The 14773-nt window shown below is 69.9% G+C and carries 14 protein-coding genes; all 14 read left to right on the top strand.

Features of this window, described 5'->3' with window-relative positions; translation table 11 throughout:
- Positions 1-203 precede the first annotated feature (203 nt).
- The 14 genes from DELCS14_RS00540 (at position 204) to DELCS14_RS00475 (ending at position 14698) form a co-directional block, all read left to right on the top strand.
- On the top strand, positions 204-3848 hold the full coding sequence (locus tag DELCS14_RS00540; RefSeq protein ID WP_228676834.1) for an IPTL-CTERM sorting domain-containing protein: 3645 nt from the start codon (positions 204-206) through the stop codon (positions 3846-3848).
- A 162-nt stretch (positions 3849-4010) separates the two neighbouring features.
- Positions 4011-4691 (top strand): fumarylacetoacetate hydrolase family protein, encoded by a 681-nt coding sequence (locus tag DELCS14_RS00535; protein WP_013800012.1) that lies wholly within the window; start codon positions 4011-4013, stop codon positions 4689-4691.
- Positions 4688-5449 (top strand): fumarylacetoacetate hydrolase family protein, encoded by a 762-nt coding sequence (locus tag DELCS14_RS00530; protein ID WP_013800011.1) that lies wholly within the window; start codon positions 4688-4690, stop codon positions 5447-5449. Before DELCS14_RS00535 ends, DELCS14_RS00530 begins: the two co-directional genes overlap by 4 nt.
- Positions 5450-5476: 27 nt before the next feature.
- Positions 5477-6934 (top strand): 5-carboxymethyl-2-hydroxymuconate semialdehyde dehydrogenase, encoded by a 1458-nt coding sequence (gene hpaE, locus DELCS14_RS00525; RefSeq protein WP_013800010.1) that lies wholly within the window; start codon positions 5477-5479, stop codon positions 6932-6934.
- A 45-nt stretch (positions 6935-6979) separates the two neighbouring features.
- Positions 6980-7972 carry a tripartite tricarboxylate transporter substrate binding protein gene (locus DELCS14_RS00520; RefSeq protein ID WP_013800009.1) on the top strand — a complete coding sequence of 331 codons (993 nt, stop codon included), beginning with the start codon at positions 6980-6982 and terminating at the stop codon, positions 7970-7972.
- A 20-nt stretch (positions 7973-7992) separates the two neighbouring features.
- Complete coding sequence (locus tag DELCS14_RS00515) at positions 7993-8319, top strand: aromatic ring-opening dioxygenase subunit LigA (RefSeq protein WP_012202043.1); 327 nt, start codon at positions 7993-7995, stop codon at positions 8317-8319.
- A 1-nt stretch (position 8320) separates the two neighbouring features.
- Positions 8321-9139 (top strand): extradiol ring-cleavage dioxygenase, encoded by an 819-nt coding sequence (locus DELCS14_RS00510; RefSeq protein ID WP_012202042.1) that lies wholly within the window; start codon positions 8321-8323, stop codon positions 9137-9139.
- Positions 9140-9574 carry a 5-carboxymethyl-2-hydroxymuconate Delta-isomerase gene (locus DELCS14_RS00505; protein ID WP_013800008.1) on the top strand — a complete coding sequence of 145 codons (435 nt, stop codon included), beginning with the start codon at positions 9140-9142 and terminating at the stop codon, positions 9572-9574.
- Between the two features lies 1 nt (position 9575).
- Positions 9576-10409: a 2-oxo-hept-4-ene-1,7-dioate hydratase gene (hpaH, locus tag DELCS14_RS00500; RefSeq protein ID WP_013800007.1), complete on the top strand. Its 834-nt coding sequence runs from the start codon at positions 9576-9578 to the stop codon at positions 10407-10409.
- A gap of 45 nt (positions 10410-10454) precedes the next feature.
- Entirely contained in the window at positions 10455-11909 is a 1455-nt protein-coding gene (locus tag DELCS14_RS00495; protein WP_013800006.1) for an NAD-dependent succinate-semialdehyde dehydrogenase, read from the top strand.
- Between the two features lie 18 nt (positions 11910-11927).
- On the top strand, positions 11928-12749 hold the full coding sequence (locus DELCS14_RS00490; RefSeq protein ID WP_012202038.1) for an aldolase/citrate lyase family protein: 822 nt from the start codon (positions 11928-11930) through the stop codon (positions 12747-12749).
- A gap of 86 nt (positions 12750-12835) precedes the next feature.
- Positions 12836-13324: a homoprotocatechuate degradation operon regulator HpaR gene (hpaR, locus tag DELCS14_RS00485; protein ID WP_013800005.1), complete on the top strand. Its 489-nt coding sequence runs from the start codon at positions 12836-12838 to the stop codon at positions 13322-13324.
- 44 nt (positions 13325-13368) lie between these two features.
- A complete protein-coding gene (locus tag DELCS14_RS00480) occupies positions 13369-14004 on the top strand; it encodes a 3'-5' exonuclease (RefSeq protein WP_013800004.1) in 636 nt (211 codons plus the stop codon).
- 190 nt (positions 14005-14194) lie between these two features.
- Positions 14195-14698: a flavin reductase family protein gene (locus DELCS14_RS00475; RefSeq protein ID WP_012202035.1), complete on the top strand. Its 504-nt coding sequence runs from the start codon at positions 14195-14197 to the stop codon at positions 14696-14698.
- Positions 14699-14773: the final 75 nt, after the last annotated feature.

The raw sequence follows: 14773 nt of genomic DNA, 5'->3' as shown, positions 1-14773 counted from the left end.
ACCGTGGACATGCGGCGCCCATAACCAGAAAAAGCAAAGCGCAGGCTTCACGGCGCAATGAACCAAAGACGGCTCCCCCGCGGGAGCCGTCTTTTTTTTGCATGGCAGCTTGCCGCCGTCGTGCATGGCCTGCCGTCACCGGGCTGTCACAGCCGCCTTTTACAGTCGCGCGATTTGTCACACAGGGGATGGTGAGCATGCGCATGGATACTTTGGATTGGCGGCACAAGGCGATTGCAACGGCCTGCCTGGCCCTGTGTGGCGCTGCATGGTCCGCGCCGTTCACCCCGGGCAACCTGGTGGCCTACCGCGTGGGCACCGGCACGGGCGCCCTGCCGGTGTACCTGGACGAGTACCGCGTGGACGGCACGCTGGTGCAATCGCTGCCGCTGTCAGGCGGAGCAACGCCGCTGACGGCCAGCAGCACGGGCTCGGAAGGCCTGCTCAACCGCTCGGCCAATGGCCTGTGCCTGACGGTCCCCGGCTATGCGGTGGCACCGGGCGGCGCCGACCCCAAGACGGCGGCGGCACGCGGCGTGGCCTTTGTCGATGCCGACGGTGTGGTGGGCAATGGCACGCGGCTGGGCGGTACGGCCCTGGTCGGCGATGCCTTTCGCAGCGTGGTCAGCGACGACTGCAGCCGCGCCTGGGCCAGCGGCAGCGGCAGCCCCAACGCCAACCGCGGCATCTGGTTCGTCCAGAAAGATGCCACCAGCGCCACCCAGCTGAGCAACAAGAACACCCAGGGCATCACCATGGCCGATGGCCAGCTCTACGCGGCCTTTGCCGGCGGCGACACGCTCAACAGGATCGGAACCGGGCTGCCCACGACAGGCACGCCCGCAGTCAGCGCGCTGCCGGGCCTGGCGGGCAACAACCTGCGCGGCCTGGCCTTCCTCGATCTCGATGGCACGCCGGGCGCAGACACGCTCTACGTGGCCGCCAACAACGATGGCACCGGCACGGTGCGCAAGTACACGCTGGAAGCGGGCACCTGGGTGGCCCGGGGCTCGGCGCCGCTGGCAGGCGCCCATGGCCTGGCAGCCGTGCATCTGGGCCAGGGCGCGGTCATGCTGCTGGCCACCGGCTCCGACGGGCAGTTGTATCGCCTGTTCGATGCCTCGGGCCGCACCGGCACGCTGGCTGGCACGCCGCAGCCGCTGGCGTCGGGCATCGACGGCGTGCTGTACGGCCTGGCCTGGGCACCCGAAGTGTCCCCGCCGGCTGCCGTGCCCGCAGCCCCTGCGAGCGTGAATGCCAGCGCCTCGGGCAACAGCGTGCAGGCGCAGTGGGCCAGCGTGAGCGGCGCGTCCTACTACCTGGTCGAACTGTCCAGCGACGGCTTCGCCACCGTGTCGCACAGCCTGGCGGTGTTCGGCACCAGCCAGACCGTGGACGGCCTGGCGGCCGGCAGCCACCAGGTGCGCGTGCGCGCGGTGAACAGCCTGGGCGGCGGGGCGGCCGGCGTTTCCGCGCCCGTCACCACCAGCCCGCCCCCGACGACTTCCCTGCCCGCGCTGACCGCCTATTCGGGCGTGGTCGGCGATGCCAGCGATGTCCTCGCGGGCACGGGCCTGTCCTTCACCGTCAGCGATCCGGCCGCCACGGTCAGCGCCACGTCCAGCAATCTCGCCGTGGTCGCCGCCAACGGCCTGGTGGCGACGCAAAGCGGTGGCAACGCCGTGCTCAGGATCACGCCCACCGGCGTGGGCTATGCCGACATCACCGTCACGCTGACCAACGCGGGCGGCGCCTCCGTCAGCCGCACCATCAAGTACGCGGCCTCGGCCAACACTGCAGCCAACACCAGCCCGCGCTGGCTGGCCGGGCGCTCGGACGCATCGACGGCCATCGTCATCGATGCCGCCACCATGCTGGTGGGCGACGACGAGGCGCCCGCCCAGGATGCCTCGGGCAATGCGCTGCCGGCCAGCAACTCCTTCTCGGCCTATGGCCCGGCCGGCGGGCTGCCCATCAAGCCGCTGATGCTGGACAGGACCGCCCTGGGCCTGGCCGATGCCGCTGCCTGCACCGCCCCCGGCCTCACGGGCCTGGACAGCTGCAAGAGCGACGAGGAAATGGACATCGAGGCCAGCTTTGCCCTGGGCAGCCGCGTGTACGTGGCGGGCTCGCACTCCAACAACAAGAGCGGCAAGTCGCGCACCGACCGCTGGCGCCTGGCGGCGATGGATGTGACCGGATCCGGCGCCTCCACGGCGCTGACCGCCAGTGGCTACTACCGCTGGCTGCGCGAGGACCTGCGCAGCTGGGACGCGGCCGCGCATGACGGCCTTGCCGCCAACTACCTGGGCCTGGTGGCCAGCTCGGACGGCGGCGCCACCAAGGCGCCCGAGGCCGAGACGATAAGCGGCTTTTCCATCGAAGGCATGTCCACCAGCCCCGACAACGGCGCCGCATGGCTGGGCTTTCGCGCGCCGCTGGTGCCGGCGCCGGGCGCGCCCGCCGTCACGGCCGACGACGCCACGGGCCGCACGCATGCGCTGATCGTGCCCGTGACCAACTTCGCGGCCCTGCCTGCGGCCGATGGCGGCAGCAAGGGCAGCGCGACCATGGGCCAGCCGATTCGCCTGGACCTGGGCGGCCGCGGCATCCGCGAAATCCGCAAGAACGCGGCCGGCGAGTACTTGATCATTGCCGGTCCCTCGGCCAGCGCCACGGGCACCGCGCCGCGCAACTTCCAGCTCTACTCCTGGGATGGCCGCGTGAACAGCGCTGGCCTGGCACTGAACCTGCGCCCGCGCGCTGCCGACCTGGCCGCCATTACCGTGCCCAATACCGCCTGCTCGGCCGAAGGCATAGGCGCCATGCCGGCCAGCCTGGACGCAGGCGGCAGCGTGGACATCATCAGCGACTGCGGCGATGCCGATTTCTACGGCGATGGCACCGTGGCCAAGGACCTGCCCTATGCCGCCTGGAAAAAGGCGCGCCTGGACAGCCTGGCGGTGCCGGCGCTGTCCACCGTGGCCCTGTCCGCCCAGGCCGTGGACCAGACATCGGCCGTGGTCCAGGCCACGCCCGGCGTGGCCGGCAGCCTGCGCGCCGTGGCCCTGCCTGCCAATGCTCCCGTCCCCAGTTGGGAACAGGTCATGGCCGGCCTGGATGCCGCCGGCCTGCCGGCCCCTGCCAGCAACACGGTCAGCACCGCGGCCAATACCGCTGCCACGCTGTCCTTCACCGGCCTGGACGCTGCCGTGAGCTATCGCGTGCATGCGGTCAACCTGCCGGCTTCGGGCACGGCCAGCGCGCCGGCTGTGCTGGCCCTGAGCAAGCCCGTGCCCATCGGCACGCAGATCGGCACGGGCAGCAATACGGCGGGCGTGAGCAACGGCACCGGCAACGTGGGGGCAGACCAGTGGCAGTTCGCCTCGAACTCGGCAGGCTTTCAGCCTGCGCCCTCGCAAAGCCCGCTGCCGGGCAACCTGCGCATGCCCTACGGCAGCCTGAGCTTCGTGCTCATGGGCGGCACGCCGGGCTCCATGGCCACCATCCGCATGGACCTGCCCGAAGCCGCGCCCGCCCAGGCCACGCTCTGGAAGTACGGCCCCACGGCCGCCACGCCCACGGCGCACTGGTATGAGCTGGCCGCGTCGGCCTACCGCTTCGCACCCGACCGCCGCTCGGTGAGCTTCGACATCACCGACGGGCAGACGGGAGACAGCGACCTGACCGTCAACGGCGTCATCGTGGACCCCGTGGCGGTGGCCGCGCCTGCGGCCCTGCCGCCCGGCGCCACGGCCACCCCCGTGCCCGGCCTGTCCACGCTGGCCCAGGCGCTGCTGGCGCTGGCCCTGGGCGGCATGGCCGCACTGCGCCGCCGCCGCGGCTGACGCCAGCCCCCGCCAGCACCGGCAGCGCCCGGTGCCCCTTCAAGCCCCTGCACGGTTCGCCGCGCAGGGGCTTTTTGCTGCGGCCTGGGAAAACCCTGAATCCCCCGTGTTGACGGGGCTTGTTGCAAAAACAATAATTACCACGTTAACTAAATTCACACCATGCAGATTCAGCCCTTTCTCCTGGATGACGGCCTTGCACTGGGCACGGTCTACGGCACGCTGCTCAACCAGCAGGCCACCGTGCAGCGCCTGTCGCCGCAGTTCGACAGCGCGCCCTACAAGGCCGCTCCGCGCGCCCCCGTGCTCTATCTCAAGCCGCGCAACACCTGGGCGCGCGATGGCGCGGCGGTGGCCGTGCCGGCCGATCCCGGCGAGGTCCGCGTCGATGCCAGCATCGGCCTGGTGATCGGCCGCAGCGCCACGCGCGTCAGCGAAGCAACGGCCCTGGACCATGTGGCCGGCTGGCTGATCGCCAGCGACCTCACGCTGCCGCACGAGAACTACTACCGCCCCGCCATCCGCCAGCGCTGCCGCGACGGTTTCTGCCCGCTGGGCGCCCTCGTTCGCGGCACAGGCTTTGACGCACAGGCGGCCACGCTCACGGTGTCCATCAATGGTGAACAGGTCTGGCAGCGCGGCTTTGCCGACCTGGTGCGCCCGCCCGCAAGGCTGCTGGCCGACGTGACCGAATTCATGACGCTGTCGCCCGGCGACGTGCTGCTGCTGGGCCCGGGCGAGGGCGCGCCGCTGGCGCGGCCCGGGGACCGCGTGGTCATCGAGGTGCCCGGCCTGGGCCGGCTCACGCATTCGGTGGTGGCAGAACAGGGAGCAGCAGCATGAAGCACGGACGCGTCATCCTCGAAGGACAGACCCTGCAGGTCACCGAAGGCCCGCACGGACAGGTGCAGTTGCCCGATGGCCGCCTGGTGGCGGAGACCGCCGTGCAGTGGCTGCCGCCGCTGCAGTTCGGCATGGTCTTCGCGCTGGGCCTGAACTATGCGGACCATGCCAAGGAAATCGCCTTCAACAAGGCGCCCGAGGAGCCGCTGGTCTTCCTCAAGGGCCCGAACACGCTGAACGGCCACCACGGCCGCACGTACCGGCCCGCCGACGTGGCCTACATGCACTTCGAGTGCGAGCTGGGCGTGGTCATAGGCAAGACCTGCCGCAACGTGCGCCGCGAAGACGCCTACGGCGTGGTCGCTGGCTACTGCACGGCCAACGACTACGCCATACGCGACTACCTGGAGAACTTCTACCGGCCCAACCTGCGTGTGAAGAACCGCGACGGCGCCACGCCCGTGGGCCCGTGGTTCGTCGATGCGGCCGATGTGCCCGACCCCATGAACCTGCGCCTGCGCAGCTGGGTCAACGGCGAACTCAAGCAGGACGGCAGCACGCGCGACATGGTGCATGACATCCCCTCGCTGATCGCCCATCTGTCGGGCTTCATGACGCTGAACCCCGGCGACCTCATCCTCACGGGCACGCCCGACGGCGTGGCCGACTCCCGCGTGGGCGACGAGATCGTCACCGAGATCGAAGGCCTGGGCCGCCTGGTCAACACCATCGTCGGCGACGCGCCGGCCGCCTCCTGAACCCACCGCACACGCCAAGGAATCCCCATGCGCATTGACCACCTGATCGACGGCAAGGCCGTCGCCGGCAAGGACTATTTCGAGACCGTCAACCCCGCTACCCAGGAGGTGCTGGCCGAGGTCGCCGAAGGCGGCGAGGCCGAGGTGCAGGCCGCCGTCGCCGCCGCGAAGAACGCCTTCCCGAAATGGGCCAACACGCCCGCCACCGAACGCGCCAAGCTCGTGCGCAAGCTGGGCGACCTGATCGCCCGCCATGTGCCCGAGATCGCGCAGACCGAGACCAACGACTGCGGCCAGGTCATCGCCCAGACGGGCAAGCAGCTGGTGCCGCGCGCGGCCGACAACTTCTACTACTTTGCCGAGATGTGCACGCGCGTGGACGGCCACACCTATCCCACGCCCACGCACCTGAACTACACCCTGTTCCACCCCGTGGGCGTGTGCGCGCTGATCTCGCCCTGGAACGTGCCCTTCATGACGGCCACCTGGAAGGTGGCGCCCTGCCTGGCCTTCGGCAACACGGCCGTGCTCAAGATGAGCGAGCTGTCGCCCATGACGGCCGCGCGCCTGGGCGAGCTGGCGCTGGAGGCCGGCATTCCGCCCGGCGTGCTCAACCTGGTACACGGCTACGGCAAGGATGCGGGCGAGCCCCTGGTGCGCCACCGCGATGTGCGCGCCGTCTCGTTCACGGGCTCGACCCAGACCGGCAACCGCATCGTGCAGGCAGCCGGCCTCAAGAAGTTCAGCATGGAGCTGGGCGGCAAGAGCCCCTTCGTGATCTTTGACGACGCCGACTTCGAGCGCGCGCTGGACGCGGCCGTGTTCATGATCTTCTCCAACAACGGCGAGCGCTGCACGGCCGGCAGCCGCATCCTGGTGCAAAAGGGCATCTATGCGAAGTTCGTGGACCACTTCGTGGAGCGCGCCAGGAAGATCACCGTGGGCGACCCGCTGGACGAATCCACCATCGTCGGCCCCATGATCAGCGCCAGCCACCTGGCCAAGGTGCGCCACTACATCGAACTGGGCCAGAAGGAAGGCGCCAGCATGCTGTGCGGCGGCCTGGACGCGCCCGTGCTGCCCGAGCGCGTGCGCAAGGGCAACTATGTGCTGCCCACGGTGTTTGCCGACGTGGACAACCGCATGCAGATCGCCCAGGACGAGATCTTCGGCCCCGTGGCCTGCATCATCCCCTTCAGCGACGAGGCCGAGGCCGTGCGCCTGGCCAACGACATCCAGTACGGCCTGTCCAGCTACGTCTGGACCGAGAGCGTGGGCCGCGCCCACCGCGTGGCCGCCGCCATCGAGGCCGGCATGTGCTTCGTCAACAGCCAGAACGTGCGCGACCTGCGCCAGCCCTTCGGCGGCACCAAGGCCTCGGGCACGGGCCGCGAGGGCGGCAGCTGGAGCTACGAGGTCTTCTGCGAGCCCAAGAACGTGGCCGTCTCGCTGGGCTCGCACCATATTCCGCACTGGGGCGTCTGAACGGGCGACCAGCGACAACGACAAAGAGAACCGAGGAGACAAGACATGCAACGCCGCCATTTCCTGCAATCCACCGCAGCCACCACGGCCGCAGCGCTGATGCTCCCGGGCCTTTCCCAGGCCCAGCCAGGTAGCCCGGCCGGCACCTGGCCCGCAAAGCCGCTGCGCATCATCGTGCCCTTCACGCCGGGCGGCACCACCGACCTGGTGGCGCGCCTGGTGGGCACCGAGCTGGGCAAGTCCCTGGGCCAGCCTGTGATCGTGGAGAACAAGCCCGGCGCGGGCACGGTGATCGGCGTGGACTATGTGTCCAAGCAGCCGGCCGACGGCTACACCCTGGTGTGCGTGGCCAACAGCTTCACGGCCAACAAGACGCTGGTGAAGAACCTGCCCTACGACACCACGCGCGACCTCAAGCCCGTGGCGCTGATGGGCCTGTCCGAGCATGTGCTGGCCACCCACCCGGGCAGCGGCCTGAAGACGCTGGCGGACCTGCGCAGCCGCGCCAAGGCCAGGCCCGGCGAGCTCAGCTATGCCTCGTTCGGCAACGGCACCTCGGCCCATCTGTCGGGCGCGCTGCTGTGCCAGGAGATGGGCATCGAGATGGTCCACATCCCCTACAAGGGCCAGGGCCCGGCGCTGGCCGACCTGCTGGGCGGCCAGGTGGACGTGATGTTCGGCAACTGGCCCGAGTTCCGTGGCCATGTGCAAAGCGGCAAGCTGGTGGCACTGGGCATGGCCACGCGCCAGCGCTCGCAGTTCGCTCCCCAGGTGCCCACGCTGGCCGAGCAGGGCGTGGCGCTGGAATCCAACTCCTGGCAGGGTCTGCTGGCACCCGGCGCCACGCCCGATGCGCTGGTGCAGCGCATCAATGCCGCCGTGGTCAAGGCCCTGGCCGAGCCCGCCGTGGTGGATGCCTTCGCGCGCGGCGGCATCGTCTCGCAGGCCGGCACGGCGCAGCAGTTCGCGGCCTTTGTCACCAGCGAAATCGCCAAGTACGAAGCCATCATCCGCCGCGCCAACATCACGCTGGGCTGAGGCCGACACCGGGAGCCGCCATGAGCCTGTACACCATGCAGAAATTCCTGTTCCAGCTCAACCGCGAGCCCGAGGTGCAGCGGCGCTTTGCCGAGGACCGCGCCGCGCTGCTGGCCGAGTACGCGCTGGAGCCCGAGGAGTACGAAGCCATGTTCCACGGCGACATCGGCAAGCTCTACGTGCTGGGCTGCAACGGCCAGCTGCTGATGCACTTCGCGCCGCTGCTGGGCATGCCCTGGGCCGACTACCTGCAGGCCATGCGCGACGGCGTGCAAAAGCACGGACCGGTGCGCGCGGGCGTCTACGCGATGACGACAGCCACCAACGAAAAGATCGCAGGAGTTTGAGATGAGTCTGGTATTTGCAGGCGTTTGCAGCCACGCGCCCGGCATCACGGGCCGCGCACACCTGGCCGATCCGGCCACCAGGGATGCCTTCCATGCCGCCTTCCGCGACATGGGCGCACGGCTGGAGGCGGCGCGCCCCGATGCCGTGATCGTCATCGCGGCCGAGCACTTCGCCAACTTCTTCATGAACAACATGCCGGCCTATGCCATCGGCATGGCAGACCACTACGAAGGGCCCATCGAGGACCCGGCCTGGCTGGGCATAGAGCGCCACCGCATCCCCGGCAATGCCGAGCTGTCGCGGCGCCTGATCACCGAGGTCATGCAGACCGTGGACGTGGCCTTTGCCGAGGAGTGGAAGTTCGACCACGGCATCATGGTCCCGCTGCACTTTCTGACGCCGGCCTATGACAAGGACATCATCCCCGTCAACATCAACTGCCAGGGCCCGCCGCTGACGCCGCTGCACCGCGCCTGGGCCTTTGGCGAGGCCCTGCGCCGCGCCTGCGACAAGGCGCCCGAGCGCATCGCCATCGTGGGCACGGGCGGCATCTCGCACTGGCCGGCCACGCCCGACTCGGGCAAGGTCAACTGGGAATGGGACCAGCAGTTCATGGACCGCTGGTGCCGCAACGACCGGGACGCGCTGCTGTCGTACACCGACGCCGAGACCTACCGCGACGGCGGCCAGGGCGGCTTCGAGATCCGCAGCTTCATCGCCGTGGCCGCCGCCGCGCGCGGCGCGGGCCAGGTGCTGTACTGCCAGCCCATTCCCATCTTCGCCGTGAGCTGCACGGCCGCCACCATGGAGGTGGCCTGAATGCCGCACGTGGTCATCCTCTACACGGCCAGCCTGGACGCGCACACCGACATGACGCAGCTGTGCCGCGCCCTGGCCGACACCATGCTCACCGTGCGTGCCGAAGACGGCGCCCAGGTCTTTCCCACGGGCGGCACGCGCGTGCTGGCCTACCCCGCGCCGCACAGCGCCGTGGCCGATGGCGGGGCTGCGGGCCGCGCAGCGGGCGGCGATGGCGACTACGGCTTCATCTACATCAACCTGCGCATGGGCCGGGGCCGCTCGGCCGCCGTGCAGCAGCAGGCCGGAGACGCCCTGCTGGCCTGCGCGCGCCGCCATCTGCAGTCGCTGTTCGCGCAGCGCCACCTGGGCATGACCGTGCAGGTCGATGAAAGCCCGGGCCAGGTCTACGACGGCAAGCACAGCACCCTCCACCCTCTCTTTTCCAGGCCTTGAAATGTTTTCCCAAGAACTGTTGACCCAACTGGCCCAGGAGCTCGACCACAGCGAGAAGACGCGCGTTCAGGTCGAGCATTTCTCCAAGCGCTTTCCCGGCATGACCGTGGAGGATGGCTACCGCGTCTCGCGCGAATGGGTGCGCCTGCAGATCGCGGCGGGCCGCAAGGTGATCGGCCACAAGATCGGCCTGACCTCGCGCGCCATGCAGATATCGAGCCAGATCGACGAGCCCGACTACGGCACCCTGCTCGACAGCATGCTCTACCGCTGCACGCCGGGCCAGGTGCTGGACATCCCGGCCGCGAACTTCATCGCGCCGCGCGTGGAGGTGGAGCTGGCCTTCGTGCTCAAGGCGCCGCTGCGCGGCCCCGGCCTGCCCGGCGGCAAGGAGATCACGCTGCAGGACGTGCTGGACGCCACCGACCACGTGACGCCGGCCATCGAGATCATCGACGCGCGCATCGAGCAGTTCGACCGCCACACCAAGGCCATGCGCAAGGTCTACGACACCATCAGTGACAACGCGGCCAATGCGGGCATCGTGGTCGGCGCCGGGCAGGCTGTTCCCGGGGTGCTTGACCTGCCCTGGTGCGGCGCCATACTGCGCCAGAACGGGGTGGTCGAGGAGACCGGCCTGGCTGCCGGCGTGCAGGGCCATCCCGCCATCGGCGTGGCCTGGCTGGCCAACAAGCTCTCGCCCTGGGGCGAGGCCCTGGAGGCCGGCCAGACCGTGCTGGCCGGCTCGTTCACGCGCCCCGTGGCGGCCAAGCTTGGCGACCTGTTCGACGCCGACTACGGCCCGCTGGGCCGCCTGCAATTCCGTTTTGTCTAGGCGCCGTCGTCCCGACGCCTGCCCCGCACTTATTGGAGATTTCCCATGCCGCTTGCCCTGCGCGACCCCAGCCTGCTCAAGAACCTCTGCCTGATCGACGGCCAATGGCTGGCCGCCGACGATGGCAGCCGCATCGACGTCCACAACCCCGCCACGGGCGAGTCCGTGGGCCATGTGCCCCGCATGGGAGAGGCCGAGACGCAGCGCGCCATCGCCGCCGCCGAACGCGCCTTCACCCTCTGGAAGCAGCAGACCGCCGAGGCCCGCGCACGCCTGCTGCATCGCTGGTTCGAGCTGATGATGGAGAACCAGGAGGACCTGGCCCTGATCATGACCAGCGAGCAGGGCAAGCCCCTGGCCGAGTCGCGCGGCGAGATCGCCTATGCGGCCTCCTACGTGCAGTGGTTTGCCGAGGAAGCCCGCCGCATCTACGGCTCCACCGTGCCCGCGCCCTGGGCCGACAAGCGCATCATCGTGACCAAGGAGCCCGTGGGCGTCTGCGCCGCGATCACGCCCTGGAACTTCCCAGCCGCCATGATCACGCGCAAGGTCGCGCCCGCCCTGGCCGCGGGCTGCACCATCATCGTCAAGCCCGCGCAGCAGACACCGCTGTCGGCCCTGGCCATGGCCGAGCTGGCCCAGCGCGCCGGCATTCCCGAGGGCGTGTTCAGCGTGATCACGGGCTCCTCGCGCGCCATCGGCGGCGTGCTCACGGCCAGCATGGCCGTGCGCAAGCTGACCTTCACGGGCTCCACCGAAGTGGGCCGCGTGCTGGCCGAGCAATGCGCGCCCACGCTCAAGAAGATGTCGCTGGAGCTGGGCGGCAACGCGCCCTTCATCGTCTTCGACGACGCGGACCTGGATGCCGCCGTCGAAGGCGCCATGGCCTCCAAGTACCGCAACACCGGCCAGACCTGCGTGTGCGCCAACCGCCTGCTGGTGCAGGACGGCGTGTACGACGCCTTCATGGCCAGGCTCAAGGTCGCCGTGCAGGCCCTCAAGGTGGGCAACGGGCTTGAGGCCGGCGTGGGCCAGGGCCCGCTGATCGACCAGGCCGCCGTGGACAAGGTCGAGGAGCTGGTGGCCGACGCCGTGAAGAACGGCGCCGAGGTCGTGCTGGGCGGCAAGCGCCACGCGCTGGGCGGCACCTTCTACGAGCCCACCATCCTGGCCAACGCCACGGACCGCATGCGCATCGCCAGGGAAGAGGTCTTCGGCCCCGTGGCGCCCGTGTTCCGCTTCAAGACCGAGGAAGAGGCCATCCGCATGGCCAACGACACCGAGTACGGCCTGGCCGCCTACTTCTACGCCCGCGACGTGGGCCGCGTGTGGCGCGTGGGCGAGGCGCTGGAGTACGGCATGGTGGGCATCAACAGCGGCATCATCAGCACGGCCGTGGCGCCGTTTGGCGGCGTCAAGCAGTCGGGCATGGGCCGCGAGGGCGGCGCCGCCGGCATAGAGGAATACCTGAGCACCAAGTACCTGTGCATGGGCCACTGAGGCCCGGACAATCACACCATGCAGACACCTGTGAACCGCTTCAAGGCCGCCATTGCGGCCGACCAACCCCAGATCGGCCTGTGGCTGGGCCTGGCCGACGCCTATTCGGCGGAAATCTGCGCGGGCGCCGGCTTCGACTGGCTCCTGATCGATGGCGAGCATTCGCCCAACGACACGCGCACCCTGCTGGCGCAGCTGCAGGCCATCGCGGCCTATCCCGACAGCCATGCCATTGCCCGCGTGCCCATGGGACACGGCGAGGTCGGCGAGATGCTGATCAAGCAGTACCTGGACATCGGCGTGCAGACCCTGCTCGTGCCCATGGTGGACACGGCCGAGCAGGCCGCACGCATCGTGCGCGCCGCGCGCTATCCGCAGGCCGACGGCCAGGGCGGCATCCGCGGCATGGGCGGCGCACGCGCCTCGGCCTGGGGCCGGCGTGCCAACTACGCCCATGAAGCCAACGCCCAGGTCTGCGTGCTGGTGCAGGTGGAAACGCGCCAGGCGCTGGCCCACCTGGACGCCATTGCCGCCACCGAGGGCGTGGACGGCGTCTTCATCGGCCCGGCCGACCTGTCGGCGTCCATGGGCCACATCGGCAACCCCGGCCACCCCGAGGTGCAGGAGGCGATTGCCGACGCCATCGCCCGCATACGCCGCGCCGGCAAGGCGCCCGGCATCCTCACGCCCAACGAGGCCCTGGCACGCAAGTACCTGGAGCTGGGCTGCACCTTCACGGCCGTGGGCCTGGACACCAGCGTGCTGGTGCAGGCCACCAGCGCGCTGGCTGCGCGCTTCAAGCAGGCAGCGGCCCCAGCGCCGAAAAGCCAGACCTATTGAGGCCCCGGCCTGACAAGGCGCCCGCAACGCCGCTCCGGGGAGGGAGCGGCGGCTGCATAGAATCCAGCCGACAGATGCTGCCGAACATGCCCCAGACCACGCCCTCTTTTGCCCCCGAGCCGCTGCGCGCCTTCTCGCGCTCCCTGCCCATGGCGCTGCTGCGCGCCCGCGAATCGGTCATGGTGCGCTTTCGGCCCATGCTGCGCGCCCATGGCCTGACCGAACAGCAGTGGCGCGTGCTGCGCGCCATGGCGGCGGTCACGCACAGGCTGCGGCCCATGGAGCTGTCGCAGGCCACCTACATCAGCATGCCCAGCCTCTCGCGCCTGCTCAAGACGCTGGAAGGCCGGCAGCTGGTGGAGCGCTCGCGCCACGCCAGCGACATGCGCGGCGCCGAGTTCGAGCTCACGGCGGCCGGCCACGCCATCGTGGCCGAGATCGCGCCGCATTCCTCCGAGACCTATGCCGAGATCGAGCGCCTGGTGGGCCATGAAGAGATCGAGCAGCTCTACGCCCTGCTCGACCAGGTCGTGCAGCGCCTGGGCGCGGCCGACGGCAGCCAGGCCGAGGAATAGCCGCCCCGGCACGCCGGTCGGGCACTGCCGGGCACAATCGCCCCATGCCGCAGCCGATTGCCGTCATCGACTTTGAAACCACGGGCATGGCGCCCGCCCAGGGCGCGCGTGCCACCGAGGTCGCCATCGTGCTGATCGAGGGCGGCCAGGTGGTGGACCGCTTCCAGAGCCTGATGCGCACGGGCGCCTGGATACCGCCCTTCATCACGCGGCTGACCGGCATCACCAATGCCATGGTCGCAGCCGCGCCGCCCGCCGAGGACGTGATGCGCGATGCCGCGCGCTTCGTGGGCAGCGCCCCCATGGTGGCGCACAACGCGGCCTTCGACAGCAAGTTCTGGCAGTCCGAGCTGGCCCTGGCCGGCGAGGCCGCGCCCCAGCCCTTTGCCTGCACCGTGCTGCTGTCGCGCCGCATCTACCCGGAGGCGCCCAGCCACAGCCTGAGCCGGCTCACCGCCCACCTGGGCCTGCCCGTGGCCGAGCGTGCCCACCGGGCGCTGGCCGATGCCGAGATGGCCGCCGCCCTGCTGGCGCGCATGCAGCAGGACCTGTGCCTGCGCCACGCGCTGGCCTGGCCCGAGCATGCTCTGCTGATGCAGCTGCAGCGCTGCACGCGGGCCCGCATGAAGGCCTGGCTGAACGAGAACGCCGCGCCCGCCCAGATGAGCATGGCGCTGTGAGCCGGCGCCGCGCACACAGGGCAAAGACCTCCCTGGCAGAGGCCCCATCGGCCGCTTCTGCCGGCATCCGCACCCATAATGCAAGGTTGCTGCCCGGCTCCGGGCGCCCGTCCCAAACGCTGCAGCCCTGCTGCGGCCTTGCTGCCGCCTGGTTCTTGCACCCGTGAATTCCGCACTGCCTCCCGCCGCCATGGCCGCCCTGCCTCCACAGTCCCCGTTCTCGTCGCGCGAGTTCCGCGACGCGCTGGGCCAGTTCGCCACGGGCGTGACCATCGTCACAGCACGCAGCCCGCAGGGCCATCCGGTGGGCGTCACCGTGAGCTCGTTCAACTCCGTCTCGCTCACGCCGCCGCTGGTGCTGTGGAGCATGGCGCTGTCGGCGGCCTCGCTGCCCGTGTTCCAGCATTGCTCGCACTACGCCATCCACGTGCTGTCGGCCTCGCAAAAGCCCCTGGCCGAGCTGTTCGCGCGCAAGGGCGTGGACCGCTTCGCCAACACCGCCTGGCGCAGCTCGGCACAAGGCGTGCCCCTGCTGTCCGAAGCCACCACCGTCTTCGAGTGCCGCAACCGCCATCGCCATGAAGAAGGCGACCATGTGATCTTCATCGGCGAGGTCGAGCAGTGCAGCCACCAGGCCGGCCACACGCCGCTGCTGTACCACGCAGGCCGCATGCACACGGGCGGCCTGGGCTGATACCGGGGCCTGCGGCAGCACTCCCGTCGCCTCTTTCGGCGACTCCCCCATTCCCGTTCCTTCCCGCCTCCGGGT

This window comes from Delftia sp. Cs1-4 (assembly GCF_000214395.1).
Taxonomy (GTDB): Bacteria; Pseudomonadota; Gammaproteobacteria; order Burkholderiales; family Burkholderiaceae_C; genus Comamonas; species Comamonas acidovorans.
Note: the sequence above shows the minus strand (reverse complement) of the source record. Positions and strands in the feature narration are given on the sequence as shown.